The 15,778-nt window shown below is 62.2% G+C and carries 17 protein-coding genes; 4 read left to right on the top strand and 13 right to left on the bottom strand.

What is annotated here, in order from left to right; translation table 11 throughout:
* Nucleotides 1-378: 378 nt before the first annotated feature.
* Both KFE19_09830 and rnhA read right to left on the bottom strand, forming a co-directional pair.
* Nucleotides 379-2,313, bottom strand: coding sequence for an NAD(+) synthase (locus KFE19_09830; GenBank protein ID QUO36730.1), 1,935 nt, complete (start codon nucleotides 2,311-2,313; stop codon nucleotides 379-381).
* 335 nt (nucleotides 2,314-2,648) lie between these two features.
* Complete coding sequence (gene rnhA / locus KFE19_09825) at nucleotides 2,649-3,086, bottom strand: ribonuclease HI (GenBank protein QUO36729.1); 438 nt, start codon at nucleotides 3,084-3,086, stop codon at nucleotides 2,649-2,651.
* Between the two features lie 324 nt (nucleotides 3,087-3,410).
* On the opposite strand from rnhA, the gene KFE19_09820 reads away from it, so the two are divergent.
* A complete protein-coding gene (locus tag KFE19_09820; GenBank protein ID QUO36728.1) occupies nucleotides 3,411-3,647 on the top strand; it encodes a helix-turn-helix transcriptional regulator in 237 nt (78 codons plus the stop codon).
* A gap of 307 nt (nucleotides 3,648-3,954) precedes the next feature.
* On the opposite strand, the gene gyrA is transcribed toward KFE19_09820, so the two are convergent.
* The 11 genes from gyrA to dnaA all read right to left on the bottom strand — a co-directional run bounded on the left by gyrA (nucleotide 3,955) and on the right by dnaA (nucleotide 14,592).
* Complete coding sequence (gene gyrA / locus KFE19_09815) at nucleotides 3,955-6,501, bottom strand: DNA gyrase subunit A (GenBank protein ID QUO36727.1); 2,547 nt, start codon at nucleotides 6,499-6,501, stop codon at nucleotides 3,955-3,957.
* Nucleotides 6,498-7,154 carry a hypothetical protein gene (locus tag KFE19_09810; GenBank protein QUO36726.1) on the bottom strand — a complete coding sequence of 219 codons (657 nt, stop codon included), beginning with the start codon at nucleotides 7,152-7,154 and terminating at the stop codon, nucleotides 6,498-6,500. Before KFE19_09810 ends, gyrA begins: the two co-directional genes overlap by 4 nt.
* A 53-nt stretch (nucleotides 7,155-7,207) precedes the next feature.
* Nucleotides 7,208-9,157 (bottom strand): DNA topoisomerase (ATP-hydrolyzing) subunit B, encoded by a 1,950-nt coding sequence (gene gyrB, locus KFE19_09805; protein QUO36725.1) that lies wholly within the window; start codon nucleotides 9,155-9,157, stop codon nucleotides 7,208-7,210.
* A 97-nt stretch (nucleotides 9,158-9,254) separates the two neighbouring features.
* A complete protein-coding gene (locus KFE19_09800; protein ID QUO36724.1) occupies nucleotides 9,255-9,590 on the bottom strand; it encodes a hypothetical protein in 336 nt (111 codons plus the stop codon).
* A 13-nt stretch (nucleotides 9,591-9,603) separates the two neighbouring features.
* Nucleotides 9,604-9,870 (bottom strand): DUF370 domain-containing protein, encoded by a 267-nt coding sequence (locus KFE19_09795; protein ID QUO36723.1) that lies wholly within the window; start codon nucleotides 9,868-9,870, stop codon nucleotides 9,604-9,606.
* 7 nt (nucleotides 9,871-9,877) lie between these two features.
* Nucleotides 9,878-10,201: a hypothetical protein gene (locus KFE19_09790; GenBank protein ID QUO36722.1), complete on the bottom strand. Its 324-nt coding sequence runs from the start codon at nucleotides 10,199-10,201 to the stop codon at nucleotides 9,878-9,880.
* A 77-nt stretch (nucleotides 10,202-10,278) separates the two neighbouring features.
* Nucleotides 10,279-11,382 (bottom strand): DNA replication/repair protein RecF, encoded by a 1,104-nt coding sequence (gene recF / locus KFE19_09785; GenBank protein ID QUO36721.1) that lies wholly within the window; start codon nucleotides 11,380-11,382, stop codon nucleotides 10,279-10,281.
* Nucleotides 11,372-11,587 (bottom strand): RNA-binding S4 domain-containing protein, encoded by a 216-nt coding sequence (locus KFE19_09780; protein ID QUO36720.1) that lies wholly within the window; start codon nucleotides 11,585-11,587, stop codon nucleotides 11,372-11,374. Before KFE19_09780 ends, recF begins: the two co-directional genes overlap by 11 nt.
* A gap of 7 nt (nucleotides 11,588-11,594) precedes the next feature.
* A complete protein-coding gene (locus KFE19_09775; protein QUO36719.1) occupies nucleotides 11,595-11,903 on the bottom strand; it encodes a hypothetical protein in 309 nt (102 codons plus the stop codon).
* Nucleotide 11,904: 1 nt separating this feature from the next.
* Nucleotides 11,905-13,017: a DNA polymerase III subunit beta gene (gene dnaN, locus KFE19_09770; GenBank protein ID QUO39587.1), complete on the bottom strand. Its 1,113-nt coding sequence runs from the start codon at nucleotides 13,015-13,017 to the stop codon at nucleotides 11,905-11,907.
* Between the two features lie 258 nt (nucleotides 13,018-13,275).
* Nucleotides 13,276-14,592 carry a chromosomal replication initiator protein DnaA gene (gene dnaA / locus KFE19_09765; GenBank protein QUO36718.1) on the bottom strand — a complete coding sequence of 439 codons (1,317 nt, stop codon included), beginning with the start codon at nucleotides 14,590-14,592 and terminating at the stop codon, nucleotides 13,276-13,278.
* 377 nt (nucleotides 14,593-14,969) lie between these two features.
* Between dnaA and rpmH the strand changes: the two genes are divergently transcribed.
* The 3 genes from rpmH to yidD all read left to right on the top strand — a co-directional run bounded on the left by rpmH (nucleotide 14,970) and on the right by yidD (nucleotide 15,777).
* Nucleotides 14,970-15,110: a 50S ribosomal protein L34 gene (rpmH, locus tag KFE19_09760; GenBank protein QUO36717.1), complete on the top strand. Its 141-nt coding sequence runs from the start codon at nucleotides 14,970-14,972 to the stop codon at nucleotides 15,108-15,110.
* 116 nt (nucleotides 15,111-15,226) lie between these two features.
* Nucleotides 15,227-15,571 carry a ribonuclease P protein component gene (gene rnpA / locus KFE19_09755; GenBank protein ID QUO36716.1) on the top strand — a complete coding sequence of 115 codons (345 nt, stop codon included), beginning with the start codon at nucleotides 15,227-15,229 and terminating at the stop codon, nucleotides 15,569-15,571.
* On the top strand, nucleotides 15,568-15,777 hold the full coding sequence (yidD, locus tag KFE19_09750) for a membrane protein insertion efficiency factor YidD (GenBank protein QUO36715.1): 210 nt from the start codon (nucleotides 15,568-15,570) through the stop codon (nucleotides 15,775-15,777). Before rnpA ends, yidD begins: the two co-directional genes overlap by 4 nt.
* Nucleotide 15,778: the final 1 nt, after the last annotated feature.

Below are 15,778 nucleotides of genomic sequence, written 5' to 3'. Positions count from 1 at the left end.
CAGACTATTGTCAAGTGTGCCGGGCGCGGAGACGTAGGCTGGAAAGGGGGAGAGCCGTCATAGCCGGCTCTCCCCCTTTTGATGAGACAATATACAAACGTTTCCTCGCTCCGCTCCCCGCAAACTCTCCGATTTTGCGGGGGCCCCGGGTTGGCGGCTGGCGGGGGATGATTTTTGCTTCATCCAGTCCCTCCAGCTCCTCCTGCCACAGTGCTGCCACCGCGTCGCTGGGCATCCGCCGCGTCGGAGCAAAGTCCGCTTGTCTCTGTTTCCGCCTCCGGCGAAAACGCCGTCCGCTCCCTTGCTCCTCCTTTCCCCGCAAAATCGAAGAGTTTGCGGGGGCCCCGATATGGCGACTGGCGGGGGGATGGTTTTTGCTTAATCCAGCCCCTCCAGCTCCTCCTGCCACAGTGCTGCGACAGCGTCGCTGGGCATCCGCCAGTCGCCGCGGGGGCTGAGGGCCACGGAGCCCACCTTGGGGCCGTCGGCCAGACAGCTGCGCTTGAACTGCTGGGAGAAGAAGCGGCGGTAAAAGCTCCGCAGCCACTTGAGCAGCACCCGCCGGTCGTATCTGCCGGCAAAGGCCTGTTCCGCCAGCCGCAGCACCTTCCGGGGACTGAAGCCCCAGCGGATGATATAGTACAGGAAGAAGTCGTGGAGCTCGTAGGGCCCCACCAGGTCCTCGGTCTTTTGGCTGATCTCCCCCTGGACGGCGGGCAGCAGCTCCGGGGACACGGGGGTGTCCAGAATGTCCGTCAGGACCGTGGACAGCTGGGGGTCCTCCGCCTCCTTGTCGTCGGAGATGAAGCTGACCAGATGCCGCACCAACGTCTTGGGGATGCCGGCGTTGACGGCGTAGTTGCTCATGTGGTCGCCGTTGTAGGTGCACCAGCCCAGGGCCAGCTCACTCAGGTCCCCGGTGCCGATGACGAGGCCACCGTTGGCGTTGGCGATATCCATGAGCACCTGGGTCCGCTCCCGGGCCTGGGCGTTTTCATAGGTGACGGAGTGGTCCTCCGGGTCGTGGCCGATGTCCTTGAAGTGGCTGCGGACGCTGGCCGAGATATCCACGGTCCGCAGGGTGGTGCCCAGCCGCTCCGCCAGCAGCACGGCGTTGGACTTGGTCCGGTCCGTGGTGCCGAAGCACGGCATGGTGACGGCGATGATGTCCGTGGCGGGCCGGTCCAGCATCTGCATGGCCAGCGCCGTGATCAGCACCGCCAGCGTGGAGTCCAGGCCGCCGGAGAGCCCCACCACCGCCGTGCGGGCGCCGGTGTGCTCCAGCCGCTTCTTGAGACCCAGGGCGGCGATGCACAAAATCTCGCTGCACCGGGCCTCCCGGCTCTCCGCGTCCTCGGGCACGAAGGGGGTGGGGGAGACGGGCCGGGTCAGCCGGGTCTTGGTCACCGGCAGGTCAAAGCTGATCCGCCGGACGTCCTTTCCGCCGGCAGGGGGGGTGAAGGTGTTCATCCGGCGGCGCTCAGCCGCCAGCTTGGCCACGTCGATCTCGCTGATGGTCAGCCCCGTGGCGAACCGCCGCTCCGCCAGGATGGTGCCGTTTTCCGCGATCAGGTTGTGGCCCGCGAACACCAGGTCCGTGGTGGACTCGCCCTCCCCGGCGTCGGCGTAGACGTAGCCGCACACCAGACGGCCGGACTGGCCCGTCACCAGGGAGCGGCGGTAGGCGGCCTTGCCCACGGTCTCGTTGGAGGCGGAGAGGTTCAGAATCAGGGTGGCGCCCCGGCGGGCCAGGGAGGTGGAGGGCGGCTCCGGCGCCCACAGGTCCTCGCAGATCTCCACGCCGATCACCAGATCCGGCACGCTGTCACAGGCAAAGATCCCATTGCTGTTGAGGCACACCGACTGGCCGCACAGCTCGAACTCGTCCTCCAGCTCGTCGGGGCCTTCTGCGGAGGCGAACCAGCGCTGCTCGTAAAACTCCCCGTAGTTGGGCACGTGGGTCTTGGGCACCAGGCCCAGGATCTCTCCTTTTTGTATTACAGCAGCGCAGTTATACAGTTTGTTATGCCACCGGTCCCGGACCGGCAGGCCCACGGCCGCGATTAGATCCAGATTTTTCGTGGCCTCCAGAATGGTGCGGAGGCCCTCCTCGGCGCCGTTCAGCAACGTCTCCTGCAAAAACAGGTCGCCGCAGGTGTAGCCGGTCAGGCTCAGCTCCGGCAGCGCCAGGACCTTGACGCCCTGCTTGTCGGCCTCCCGCATGAGGGTAAAGATCTGCTCGGCGTTGTAGCGGCAGTCGGCCACCCGGATCCGGGGAGTGCCGGCGGCCACGGTGATAAAGCCGTCTTTCATGGGTAAAAACCTCCTTGTGGAACCAAATCCCATACTGGGGCTATTTTACACCGCCGGCCCACCATTTACAAGGCGAAGGGCGGAGGCCCGGATAAAAAAGGACACAAAAAAGACCGCCGGAGGCGGTCCTTTTTGCTGTGTGTGTTTTAGGAGGGAGAAAACGCATCGGGTTTGGGAGGACCCTTTGCTTGAGTATAAGATACCGGATAATTTTGGCCGAATTATGTTTATCTTATGAACAGTTTGTGAATCTTCGGTAGGAAAACGATTGCGTCTCCCTGAGAAACACTCAGTTTTTTACTTCTCTGACATACTCCGCAGCATGCCGCAAACACTTATCTGAATTTCCGGCTCTCCAGCACCGCCAGCTCGTCGCAGCGGTTGTTGTACTCGTTCTCCGCGTGGCCCTTGACCCAGTGGGTGCGGACGGTGTGGATCTCGCACAGATCCAGCAGCCGCGCCCACAGGTCCGGGTTCAGAGCGGGCTTCTTGTCGGACTTGATCCAGCCCTTGGCCCGCCAGCCCTTGGCCCAGCCCTTGTCCAGGGCGTCGATGACGTACTTGGAGTCGGACCAGAGCTCCACGGCGCAGGGCTCTTTCAGCAGCTCCAGGGCGGAGATGACCGCCGTCAGCTCCATGCGGTTGTTGGTGGTGGAGGCCTCTCCGCCGGAGAGTTCTTTTTTGTGGGCGCCGTACATCAAAATGGCGCCCCAGCCCCCGGGGCCGGGGTTGCCGGAGCAGGCGCCGTCGGTGTAAATGGTAACGGTTTTCATCTTCTGTTGTTTCCTTTGGATGATTTTTTTCAATCGCCGGACAGGTGCCGTCAAAAGCCGTTCAAAAAATGCGCAGGCACAATTAAGTCGCGTCCAGTAGCCGCCGTAGAGCATGGATGTGATCGTCATGCATATGATAACATAAAAAAGGGGAATCACCACGATCCACGCAGCGATTTTTTCCAGTAGCGCCACAATACCACCCCACAGGTGGTATTATAACATAAATTATTTATAAATACACATAAATAGTGTGTATTTACAATTATTCTGTTTGCTAACTTCCCCGCACATTGTGGTTAGAATAATTCCAGAGGTGGTCTCATGGATATTCGCCACTATAACGAGTGGATTCAAATTGGACTGAACATCCTGCACTATCGGAAGGAACAACGTCTGACCCAGGAACAGCTGGCAGATGCCTGCGGGGAAGATGGGGTCAGCCGAAACTATATCCAGCGGATCGAGACCGGGGTCAGCTCGTGCAGTCTGGACACACTGATCGACATTGCCAAGGCCCTGGACGTTCCCCTGTACAAGCTATTCGTATTCAAAGAATGAGAGCGTGGAATTCCACGCTCTCAACTTTTTTTTGCGTCCGGCCCGGGTGCGCATGGAGGAGGGTTTCATGCATCTCTCTCCCTCTCTGGTTCTTGCGGCCCCTCATCCGCCCCAGTGTGCCCACTGGGGCACCTTCCCCCAAGGGGGAAGGCTTTGGGGCTTTCACCGCCGGAGCCTTTTTCTCTCTTTGCAGAAAGGCAGCCGGCCGCAGGCCAGACGGATGAGGGGGACCGTCTGCGGTCCTTTCCCGGACAGCAGCGGACGGACGAGGGGAACCCGTCACCGGGCTCCCCTCTTTCTCAGGCAGTTACTCCTGGACCGGCGCCTCCGGTGCGGTCTCCGCAGCCCCTGCCGTCTCCGGGGAAGCCGTCTCCTCGGCGGTCTGGTCCTCGTGGTCCGTCAGGGCCATGGAGATCACCCGGTCGCCCTCCTCCTTAAAGCGCATGACGATAACGCCCTGGGTGGAGCGGCCGGCGGAGCGGATGTTTTCCACAGGCGTGCGGATCAGGATGCCGCCCTCGGTCACCAGCAGCAGGTCCTCGGACCCGTCCACCACCTTGATGCCTACCACGGGGCCGGTCTTGTCGGTGACCATGTAGTTGCGGATGCCAAGGCCGCCGCGGCCCGTGATGCGGTACTCCTCCACCGGCGTCCGCTTGCCGTAGCCCTTCTCCGTGATGGAGAGGACGGTCTTTCCGGCTCTGGCCCGGGCAGCGCCCACCACGTAGTCGCCCTCCCGGAGCCGGATGCCCCGGACGCCCACGGCGCTGCGGCCCATGGGCCGGACGTCGTTCTCGTCGAAGCAGATGGCCTGGCCGTCGTGGGTGGCGATGAGGATCTTGCGGGTGCCGTCGGTCTCCCGGACGGAGATCAGCTGGTCGCCCTCCTCCAGCGTGATGGCCCGGATGCCGCTGGCGCGGATGTTCTTCAGGGCCGTTACCGGCAGACGCTTCACCGTGCCGTTCCGGGTGATCATCACCAGGAAGCGGTCCTCGTCGTCCAGGGCGCGGGTGTGGATCATGGTCTGGATCTTCTCGCCCTGCTCCACCTGGAGGATGTTGACGATGTTGGTGCCCTTGGCGGTCTTGCCGGACTCGGGGATCTGGTAACCCTTCTTGCGGTAGACCTTGCCGGTGTCGGTGAAGAAGAAGAGGTAGTCGTGGGTGGAGGCGGTGAACAGGTCCGTCACCACGTCCTCCTCCCGGGTGGTGATGCCCTTCTTACCCATGCCGCCCTTGCTCTGGGCGGTGTACTCGCTGACCGGGGTGCGCTTGATATATCCGGCGGCGGTGAGGGTAAAGACGCAGTCCTCCTCCTCGATCAGATCCTCGATGTCGATCTCGTCCTCCACGTCCTGGATCTCGGTGAGGCGGTCGTCGCCGTACTTGTCGGCGATGGCAGTCAGCTCCTCCTTCAGGATCTGGCGGACCAGGCTCTCGTCGCCCAGGACCTTGACGTACCAGGCGATCTTGGCCTCCAGCTCCTTGTACTCGGCCTCCAGCTTCTCCCGGTCCAGTCCCTGGAGGGCCTTGAGCCGCATGTCCAGAATGGCCTGGGCCTGAACGTCGCTGAGGGAGAATCGCTGCATCAGGTTCTCCTTGGCGTTGTCGTAGCTGGAGCGGATGATCCTGATGACCTCGTCGATGTTGTCCTGGGCGATCAGCAATCCCTCCAGCAGGTGGGCCCGCTCCCGGGCCTTTTTCAGATCGTACTTGGTCCGGCGGACGATGATCTGTTCCTGGTAGGCGATGTACTCGTCCAGGATGTGCCGCAGGGACAGGATCCGGGGCTGGAGCTTGCCGTCCACCTCCACCAGGGCCAGCATGTTGATGGCGAAGGAGGTCTGGAGCTGGGTCTGGGCGAACAGGCGGTTCAATACCACCTGGGGGTTGGCGTCCCGCTTGAGCTCAATGACGATGCGCATGCCGTTGCGGTCGGACTCGTCCCGGATGTCGGAGATGCCCTCCAGCCGCTTGTCCTCCACCTGGTCGGCCATGTTCTTGATGAGCATACGCTTGTTGACCTGGTAGGGGATCTCGGTGATGACGATGCGGGTGCGGTCCTTGCCGAACTCCTCGAACTCATGCCGGGCCCGGATCACCAGCCGGCCCCGGCCGGTGGCGTAGGCCGCCCGGATGCCGCTGCGGCCCATGATGATGCCCTTGGTGGGGAAGTCGGGGCCCTTGACGTGCTGCATCAGGTCGGACAAGGTGGCGTTGGGATCGTCCAGCACGCAGATGACGGCGCCGATGACCTCCCGCATGTTGTGGGGCGGGATGTTGGTGGCCATGCCCACGGCGATGCCGCTGGAGCCGTTGACCAGGAGGTTGGGGAACCGGGAGGGGAGGACCTTGGGCTCCTTGCGGGTCTCGTCGAAGTTGGGGTCCCAGTCCACGGTCTCCTTGTCGATGTCCCGGAGCATCTCGTCGGCGATACGTGACATGCGGGCCTCGGTGTACCGGTAGGCCGCCGGGGGATCGCCGTCCACGGAGCCGAAGTTGCCGTGGCCGTCGATGAGCATATAGCGCATGGAGAAGTCCTGGGCCAGGCGGACCAGGGCGTCGTAGACGCTGCCGTCGCCGTGGGGGTGATACCGGCCCAGCACGTCACCGACGGCGGTGGCGCACTTGCGGAAGGGGTGATCGTAGGTCAGGTTATCCTCGTACATGGCGTAGAGGATGCGGCGGTGGACGGGCTTGAGGCCGTCCCGCACGTCCGGCAGGGCCCGGCCCACGATGACGCTCATGGCATATTCAATATAGGATTTTTCCATTTCAGGGACCAGAGGAGAGATCTCGATCTTCTGATCGGGATACCGGATCTCCTCCGGATCGTATTGGGGTTTTTTACTCATAACGCTTTTCCTTCCGCATCGAGATGTTTTTCAGACTTCGTCGGCTGTGCTATCCCCGCCAAAGCCATGAGATGGACTTTCCACAGGCGGTTGAACACCGCCACCACCCGGCCGATGAAGATCATGGCCAGCACTGTGCCCAGGCCCACGCTGATCAGCCGGCGCCTTGTCACCAGGTCAATGACTGCCGCAATAGCCACACAGATAAAATCCAGCATGTTCTTGGCAAAGCCCATATTCCGCTTCATGGCCACGCTCATGGTCTGGGCCAGGCCGTCCGGCGGGTTGGGGACCAACTGCATATTCACCGTCAGAACAATACCCATGCCGGTGAGGATCACGGACACCGCCACCAGCAGCAGATTCTTCCACATGTTGGAAAAAGAGACGTGGATCACGCTCTCAAACCAGCCCATCATCGCGCTGAACCCCATGTTCACCGGCAGCTGCAGCAGGTCCCGCCACTGGCGGTTCTTTCCCTTGATGAAAAACTGCAGCGCGATCATCACCAGATATGTGACAAACACCAGAAGGGAGAGGGGGATGCCCGTTGGTTCGGAAATAGCGTAGGGGATAGCGGTGGTGGTGGAAACGCCCAGCTCCGTCTTGGTGCTGAGAGTAACGCCCAGGGCCAGCACCACCATGCCGGACATGTACAGCGCACCTCGCCACAGAGTTTGTCTTGTTTGCAACTTCATCGCCGCCCTCAGTAGTCCAGGTTCACCGCGTACTTGGCGTTGCGCTCGATGAACTCCTTCCGGGGCTCCACCTTCTCGCCCATGAGGATGGTGAAGATCTCGTCGGCGGCCACGGCGTCGTCCAACGTGATGCGGCGCAGGGTGCGCTTTTCCGGGTCCATGGTGGTCTCCCACAGCTCGTGGGGGTTCATCTCGCCCAGGCCCTTGAACCGGGAGATGTCCACCTTGGCGTTGGGGTTGTCCCCCCGGAGCTCCGCGGAGATGGCGTCCCGCTCCTCCTCGGAGAAGGCCAGGCGGGTGGTCTTGCCCCGGGTCAGCTTGAACAGGGGCGGCACGGCGGAGTACACGTATCCGTGCTCGATCAGCGGCCGCATGAAGCGGAAGAAGAAGGTCAGCAGCAGCGTGCGGATGTGGGAGCCGTCCACATCGGCATCGGCCATGATGATGACCTTGTGATAGCGGAGCTTGTTGAGGTCGAACTCCTCCCCGATGCCGGCGCCCAGAGCGGTGATGACCGGCTGGAGCTTGTCGTTGCCGTAGACCTTGTCGGCCCGGGCCTTCTCCACGTTGAGCATCTTGCCCCACAGGGGGAGGATCGCCTGGAACCGGCTGTCCCGGCCCTGAGTGGCGGAGCCGCCTGCGGAGTCGCCCTCGACGATATAGATTTCCGTCAGTTCGGGGTTATTTTCGTTGCAGTCCCGGAGCTTGTCCGGCATGGCGGCGCCGCCCAGGGCCGTCTTGCGGCGGATGGACTCCCGGGCCTTCTTGGCGGCCTCTCTGGCGCGGCCCGCGGTCAGGGCCTTGTCCAGGATCATCCGGCCCACCTGGGGGTTCTCCTCCAGGAAGGTCTCCAGCTTGTCGGAGACAATGTTGTTCACCAGGGTGCGGATCTCGCTGTTGCCCAGCTTCGCCTTGGTCTGGCCCTCGAACTGGGCGTCCGTCAGCTTCACGGAGATCACGCAGGTCAGGCCCTCCCGGCAGTCCTCGCCGGAGACCTTCTCGTCGTCCTTGAGCATCTTGATCTTCCGGCCGTAGGCGTTGAGCACGTTGGTGAGAGCCCGCTTGAAGCCCTCCTCGTGCATGCCGCCCTCGGGGGTGTGGACATTGTTGGCGAAGGACAAAATGGTCTCATTGTAGCCGTCGTTGTACTGGAAGGCCACCTCCGCCATGGAGTCGTCCTTCATGCCGGACATATAGACCACCTGGGGATGGAGGGCGTCCTTGCTCTTGTTGAGCCAGGTGACAAACTCCCGAATGCCGCCCTCGTAATACATGGTATCCTCCTGCTCCTTGCCGGGACGCAGGTCCACGGTGCGGATCCGGAGGCCCGCGTTCAGGAAGGCCTCCTCCCGCATGCGGGTGTGGAGGGTGTCATAGCTGTACACCGTGTCCTCGAACATCTCCGGGTCCGGCTTGAAGGTGACGGTGGTGCCGGTGCGGTCCGTGGTGCCCACCACGGTCATGGCCTGGGTCACGTGGCCCCGGGAGAACTTCATCTCATAGATCTTGCCGTCCTTGTGGACCTGGACCTCCAGCCACTCAGAAAGGGCGTTGACCACGCTGGCGCCCACGCCGTGGAGGCCGCCGGAGACCTTGTAGCCGCCGCCGCCGAACTTGCCGCCGGCGTGGAGGATGGTGAACACCACCTCCAGGGCGGGCTTGCCGGTCTGGGCCTGGATGTCCACGGGAATGCCGCGGCCGTTGTCCACCACGGTGATGGTGTCGCCGGGGTTGATCTGCACCAGAATATCCGTACAGTATCCGGCCAGGGCCTCGTCGATGGCGTTGTCCACGATCTCGTAGACCAGGTGGTGGAGGCCCGAGGTGGAGGTGGAGCCGATATACATGCCGGGCCGCTTGCGCACGGCCTCCAGCCCCTCCAGCACCTGGATCTCCGAGGCGTCGTACTCATTTTCCGCGTCCACCGCCGTGGAGCGCAGGATCTCGTTTTCTTCCATAAATCGAATAACTCCTTCCGTGACAAGGCAAGAAGAGCCGGGCCGGAACCGTTTCCGGCCCGTTTCTCCTTGCCCTGAAAAAAACATGAATGGGGTCTTATGAACCGCGCGTCCTCCTCCGGACGGCACGGACCGCCGTGACGGCGGCAACGCCCAGTAATACCGCCAGGCACAGCCACCACCCGAACAGGGGCAGCAGCAAATCCCAGCCGGTGATGGTCTGGCAGCCGATCTCCCCGGCCAGCAGGCCCAGGACCAGCAGTCCCGGCAGCACCCAGGCCGCCCAGCCGCTCCGGGCCTTTTTCAGCACCAGCCACTGGAGCAAACCCCCGATGGCAAAAAAGGCCCAGAAGATCCAGCACAGGACCTCCCACGGGAAAAAGGGAACCTGGAAAAGGCCCACCTCGGCGGCCTGAACAATGGCAAGCTGCACGGCGTACCTCCTCTCAAAGCTCCAGCTTTCCGCTCTCCGCCCGGTTTTTCAGCGTGGCGGGGTTCAGCTGGCTCAGGTACACGATCTGCCGGTGGTAGGGGTGGTCGCAGACCACGAAGGACTTGGGCAGGTCGCCGGACACGTCCAGCACGACCCCCTCCCGCTCCGCCGCGGCCAGATAGTCCCGGGTGCGCTTTTCATAGCTGCACTTGTCCAGGTCGAAGATGCCGATGACCCGGTCCTCCGGCACGATCTCGTTTTGTCCCAGATGCAGGTACATGGCGCCCTCACTTTCTCACCAGCGTATACAGGCGGTACAAAAGTACGCTAACTGCCCAACCCAGCAGCAGGGCCCCGCCGTATCCGCCCCAGAACAGCAGGATGAACGGCAGATCCACGGGGTAGATCCGCATCATCAGCGTCATCAGAACTCCCACGGCGCCTGCCAGCAGAGGCACCAGCGACAGCCACCGGCGCCGGCGGCAGGTCAGGCTCACCACCAGCTGCACGCCAAAGGCCGCAGACCAGAATACCAGCATGACTGTCATCGCCAGGGCCGCCGCCTTGCCGAACGCCGTCAGCGCGGGCAGCTCCATGAGAAAATGAAGCATAGCGTTCCTCCCAAGCGGAAAAATACCGCCGGAATCTCAACAATTTTGGGGGATTTGTGAAAAAACGCGGGAGATTTTCACACCAGCGATCCGCCGTGGACGTGCAGCACCTTGCCGCCCAGCATGGCCGGCAGCCGGTCGTCCTCACAGCAGGTGATGAACACCTGCCCGCCGGCGATGCGGTTGAGAACAAACTCCTGCCGCCTGGGGTCCAGCTCGCTGAGCACATCGTCCAAAAGCAGCACCGGGTACTCCTCCGTGGCGTTTTTGTAGATCTCCCGCTCCGCCAGCTTCATGGCCAGGGCCGCCGTCCGGGTCTGGCCCTGGGAGGCAAAGCTCTTGGCCTCCCGCCCATCGATGAAAACCAGCAGATCGTCCTTGTGGGGACCGGACAGGCACATCCGGGACGCCCGCTCCGCCGTCTGGTGGGATTCCATGTGAGATCGCAGCTGTTCGGTGACGGCGGCCATGTCCGCCGCCGGGTCCGTGACCGAAGAGACGGTCTGATACCGGATGGACAGCTGCTCCTTTCCGCCGGAGCACTCCCGGTGGTGGATGGCGGCATATTGATCCAGGGCCGCGGCGAACTGGCTGCGGTAGTGGATGAGCACCGCGCCGAAGCGGATCAGCTGCTCGTTGAACTCCGGCAGCATCTCCAAAAGGTCCGGCCGTTCCTCGCTGTCCCGCAGGATCCGGGTCTTGTGGTCCAGGGCCCGGCCGTAGGAGGACAGGGCGGCGGCATACCGGGGCCGCAGCTGGCACAGCGCCGTGTCCATGAACTTCCGCCGGGCGGCGGCCCCCTCCCGGATCAAAAACAGATCGTCGGGGCAGAAGAACACCGTGTGATACACCTGGCTCAGGGCGGCGGCGTTTTTGGCTGCCACCTGGTTGACGGAGAGCTTTCTCCGCTGTCCCCGGTACAGCTCCGCCCGGACCCGGAATTCCCGCTGCCGGGCCAGGACGCTGGCCTCCAGCAGGGCCGAGGCGGCGTCGAAGGCGATCATCTCCCGGTCCGCTCTGGCCCGGGGGGATTTTCCACAGGAGAGGTAGACAACGGCCTCCAGCAGGTTGGTCTTGCCCTGGGCGTTCTCCCCGAAGATCACGTTGCAGTCCGGGTCGAAGTCCACCAGCGCCTCCCGATAGTTGCGAAAATCCCGCAGCTCCAGGCGCTCAAGCCTCATAGGCCACCGTATAGTGTTCGCCCTGGAAGCACACGTCGTCTCCCGGGCGGATCTTCTTGCCCCGCATGGTGCACACCTCGCCGTTCACCGTGACCTCGCCGGCCTGGACCCGTTCCTTGGCCTCGCCGCCGGTTTCCACAAGGTTGGCAAATTTGAGAAGATCCTGGAGCTTGATAAACTCCGTGGTAATGATGATGGTTTTCATAGGTCTCCTATCCGTTTCGTTTTCGCCGCAGACACATTCCGGCCGCCAGCAGCGCCGCACCCAGCAGCAACAGGGTCAGCGCGGCCGCCGCCATCCACTTTCCCGCGGCCTCCTGCCGGATCAAACATCCAAGATCCAGCATCAGATTATACGCGTCCACCAGAAAATCCCGCCGCCCGTGTCTCCGGATATGGTCCGGCGACGGCGTGAGCCGGGCGGCATACAGGCTCATGACCGCCAGCAAAAGCCCGCCCAGCACCAGGAAGATCCTGGAAATCTGTATCAGGGCCCGGGCTATCCGCTCCCGGCGGTCCATCTCACTCCGCGCTCTTGAGGCGCACGGGCAGCACCATGTAGAGGAAGTTCTCCTCCCCCTCGGTGGGGACGATGATGGCCGGGGACACGCCGGTGTTCAGCTCGATCTTCACCGTGTCCGCCGGGGCGTAGCGCAGCGCCTCCATCAAATAGCGGTTGTTGAAGCCGATCTCCAGGCCCGCGCCGTCGCCGCTGATGCGGCAGACGTCCTTGGCCTCGCCGTTGCCGGTCTTGGCGGAGAGGATCACCTTGTCGTGGTCGAAGAAGCACCGGACCGGGCTCTTCTGCTTTTCAGAGATCACCACGGAGACCCGGTCGATGCTCTCGATGAGGCTCTTGGTGTCGGCCATGAGGGTAATGGGGTTTTTCCGGGGGATGGCGTTCTTGTAGTCCAGGAACTCGCCCTCCAGCCGGCGGCAGATCAGTTCCGTGGCGCCCACCTCAAATAAGATGTGGCTCTTGCCCAGGGTCACGGAGGCCAGGTCCTCGCTGTCGGCGCAGATGCTCTTGACCTCGTTCAGAGCGGCGCCCGGCGCCACGAAGGAGAAGGCGCCGCCGTCAATTTTTTCCAGAGGCTCCCGCCGCACCGCCAGGCGGAACCCGTCCACGGCCACCATGGTCAGTCCCTTGTCGCTGATCTCGAAGAGGGCGCCGGTGTGGATGGGGCGGCTCTCGTTGGTGGAGACGGCAAAGGCCACCTCCTCGATCATGGCCCGCAGGGTCCGCTGCTGGATGGAGACGGCGAAGTCGTCCTCCACGGCGGGCAGCTCCGGGTAGTCTGCGGCGGACAGGCCCAGGATGTCGAAATCCGCGTCGCCGCAGCTGAGGTGGACCACCTGGCGCTCGTCGGCGGAGAAGGTGACCACGTCGTCGGGCATCCGGCGGATGATGTCGCCGAAGAGCCGGGCGTTGAGGACCAGCTCGCCCTGGCCGGTGACGTCGGCGGCCACCTTGGTGCGGATGCCGGTCTGCAGGTTGTAGCCGGAGACGGTCAGCTCCGTGTCGGCCCGCAGCAGCAGGCCCTCCAGGGCGGGAATGGAGCTCTTTTGCGCCACGGCCCGGCTGGTGACGGCGATGGCGCTTTGCAGCAGGGCCTTTTCGCAGGAGAATTTCATCATAGGAACGCTTCCTCTCTGTACATGGGATGGCGGCGGGCGGCCGCGCTCTTCAAAAGAAAAGGATTATTTTTTTAGAAAAAGCAGGGGTAGGAAAAAAAGATGTGGAAAAGAGGAGAAGGCCATTGAAATCAGGGGATCGGCGTCTCCACGGGGCGAGTGGAAAAGTTGCACGCCTTTTCCACGGCTGTTTTGAAAGGGCAGTTTTCCACAGGGAAGTTTTTCTTTTCCACAGGAAGTGTTGGAAAACTCCGCCCCTTACCGCTTGGAGTTGATGTTGGTCTTGATCTCCTTGACGGTCTCGGCAAAGGCCGGGTCCTTCTTCATCTTTTTCTCGATCTGCTGGATGGAGTAGAGCACCGTGGAGTGGTCCCGGTTGTCAAAGACCTTGCCGATCTCGTCCAGGCTCAGGTTGGTCATGGACCGGATCAGGTACATGGCGATCTGACGGGCGGACACGGCGTCCCGGATCCGCTGCTGGCCCCGGATGACGGATTCCTCCAGGCTGTAATACTTGGAAATGTACTCCAGGATGGACTCCGGCGTGGGGATGTACTCGTTGCTGCGGCGCAGCATGTCCTGGATGGCCCGGGTGACGGTCTCCTCGTCGGTGTCGTTGCCCAGCAGGTCCTTGTAGGCCAGGATCTTGTTGATGGTGCCCTCCAGCTGGCGGACGTTGGCGGTGACGTTCTGGGCGATATAGGTGGCGATCTTGTCCGGCAGCTCCATGCCGAGCAGTGCCGCCTTGTTCTTGATGATGGCCATGCGGGTCTCGAAGTCCGGCGGCGTCACGTCCGCCAGAAGGCCCCACTCGAACCGGGTCCGCAGCCGGTCGTCCAGCAGCGTCATCTCAGAGGGGGGACGGTCCGAGGTCAGCACAATCTGACGGCCGGACTCGTAGAGGGTATTGAAGGTGTGGAAGAACTCGTTCTGCACCTGCTCCTTGCCGGCCACGAACTGCACGTCGTCCACCAGCAGCAGGTCCGCCTCCCGGTACTTGGCCCGGAACTCGTTGCCCCGGCCGGCCCGGATCAGCTCGATGAACTCGTTGATGAAGTCGTCGCCCTTGATGTAGACGATCTTGGCCCGGGCGTCGTTGCGGCGGATGACGTTGGCGATGGCATAGAGCAGATGGGTCTTGCCAAGGCCCGAGTCCCCGTAGATCAGCAGGGGGTTGTAGTTCTGGGCCGGGTGCTCCGCCACGGCCATGGAGGCGGCGTAGGCCAGCTTGTTGGAGGGGCCCACCACGAAGGTATCAAAGGTGAACTCCGCGGAGGTGAAGCGGTCGCTCTGGCGGTGGGTCTGGCCGCCGCTGAACTCCGCGAAGTCCGCATCGTCCAGGATCTGCACTTCAAAGTCCGTGGAGAAGATATCGTGGAGGGAGGCTTTGATGTTTTTCATGAACAGGGATTCGATGTATCCCTTCTTGAAATCGTTGGAGCAGTGGAGCAAAAAGGTATTGCCCCGGATATCCACCGCCTCCAGCTCGTCGAACCAGGTGGCGATGGTGGTCTCCGATAGTTCGCCCTTCAGCTGCTGAAGGACGTTGTCCCACACGTCGGCGACGGAATTCAAAAAGAACACCTCTCTCTAGTAAAAAATAGACAAAATCACATAGCATAAGTATAACAAAAAGACGAGACGATTACAACACTTATTCTAATATATAAAGATCGTTTTTTTGCAGAGCCAGGGGAAACAAGATATAGAGGAGAAAGCCGCCCGGAGACACCAGATTTTGAAAAGTTTCCGGTTTTTCCGCCGATGGAAAAGAAAAAGAGCCTATTTTTCAGGAATTTTCAAGTTATTCTTGACACATTTTGAAAAAGTCTGTATACTATTCTCTGCGTCGCAGGACGCGGACAAGTTTACTGCGTCCGCCCGTCAGGGCGGATGTCGAGTAAGCGGCGCCCGAAAGGACGACCGCAATTCTGACAGGAGGTGTCTTAGATATGGCAACGAAGCGTACCTATCAGCCCAAGAAGCTGCATGGCCAGAAGGTCCATGGTTTCCGCAAGAGAATGGCTACTGCCAACGGCCGTAAGGTCCTGGCCCGTCGCCGCGCCAAGGGCCGCGCCCGCCTGTCCTATTGATTCGGAACGCAAGCGCGGGAGACACTTGAACAGACGCCTTCAGGGACGGCGGGAATTTGTAAGGATTCCTCCGTCCCTCATCGAGTTTCTGTTCCATTTTGCAAGGCGGGTTTGACATGAAGCGAGCGGTGACTCTGAAAGAAAATCACGAGTTCCGGCGGCTGTACCAGAAGGGGACGTCGGCGGTGAGCGGCTGCATGGTCGTCTACTGCCGGAAAAACCGCCTGGGCCACAACCGCCTGGGGCTGACGGCCTCGGTGAAGCTGGGCCACGCGGTGGTCCGCAACCGCTGCCGCCGGCGCCTGCGGGAGGTGTACCGCCTCCACCAGGGCCAGCTGCGCCAGGGATACGACATCATCCTGGTGGCCCGGGGCAGGACGGCGAACGCCTCCTGGCAGGAGCTGTGCGACACCTTCGGCCGGCTGTGCCGGAAGCTGGATCTCTGGGAGGGACGGTCATGAAGCATGTGTTCAAGGCTCTGATCCGGTTTTATCAGGTGGCCATCTCCCCCTACCGGCCCCGCTGCTGCAACTACATTCCCACCTGCTCCCAGTACGCCCTGGAGGCCATTGAAAAGTACGGCGCCCTCAAGGGCGGCTGGTTGGCCTTCCGGCGGATCCTGCGCTGCAATCCCTTTCACAAGGGCGGCTACGACCCGGTCCCCTAGC

The organism is Dysosmobacter sp. Marseille-Q4140, assembly GCA_018228705.1.
Lineage (GTDB): Bacteria > Bacillota > Clostridia > Oscillospirales > Oscillospiraceae > Oscillibacter.
The sequence above is the reverse complement of the archived record's forward strand: the minus strand, read 5'-3'. Positions and strand labels throughout refer to the sequence as shown.

Coding starts and splice junctions, on each gene's coding strand:
- rnpA (QUO36716.1), top strand. CDS start 15,227: ATGAAGCGAGCGGTGACTCTGAAAGAAAATCACGAGTTCCGGCGGCTG.
- rpmH (QUO36717.1), top strand. CDS start 14,970: ATGGCAACGAAGCGTACCTATCAGCCCAAGAAGCTGCATGGCCAGAAG.
- KFE19_09780 (QUO36720.1), bottom strand. CDS start 11,587: ATGAAAACCATCATCATTACCACGGAGTTTATCAAGCTCCAGGATCTT.
- rnhA (QUO36729.1), bottom strand. CDS start 3,086: ATGAAAACCGTTACCATTTACACCGACGGCGCCTGCTCCGGCAACCCC.
- KFE19_09795 (QUO36723.1), bottom strand. CDS start 9,870: ATGTACCTGCATCTGGGACAAAACGAGATCGTGCCGGAGGACCGGGTC.
- recF (QUO36721.1), bottom strand. CDS start 11,382: ATGAGGCTTGAGCGCCTGGAGCTGCGGGATTTTCGCAACTATCGGGAG.
- yidD (QUO36715.1), top strand. CDS start 15,568: ATGAAGCATGTGTTCAAGGCTCTGATCCGGTTTTATCAGGTGGCCATC.
- KFE19_09810 (QUO36726.1), bottom strand. CDS start 7,154: ATGTCCGGCATGGTGGTGCTGGCCCTGGGCGTTACTCTCAGCACCAAG.
- KFE19_09830 (QUO36730.1), bottom strand. CDS start 2,313: ATGAAAGACGGCTTTATCACCGTGGCCGCCGGCACTCCCCGGATCCGG.
- KFE19_09820 (QUO36728.1), top strand. CDS start 3,411: ATGGATATTCGCCACTATAACGAGTGGATTCAAATTGGACTGAACATC.
- dnaN (QUO39587.1), bottom strand. CDS start 13,017: ATGAAATTCTCCTGCGAAAAGGCCCTGCTGCAAAGCGCCATCGCCGTC.
- KFE19_09790 (QUO36722.1), bottom strand. CDS start 10,201: ATGCTTCATTTTCTCATGGAGCTGCCCGCGCTGACGGCGTTCGGCAAG.
- gyrB (QUO36725.1), bottom strand. CDS start 9,157: ATGGAAGAAAACGAGATCCTGCGCTCCACGGCGGTGGACGCGGAAAAT.
- gyrA (QUO36727.1), bottom strand. CDS start 6,501: ATGAGTAAAAAACCCCAATACGATCCGGAGGAGATCCGGTATCCCGAT.
- KFE19_09775 (QUO36719.1), bottom strand. CDS start 11,903: ATGGACCGCCGGGAGCGGATAGCCCGGGCCCTGATACAGATTTCCAGG.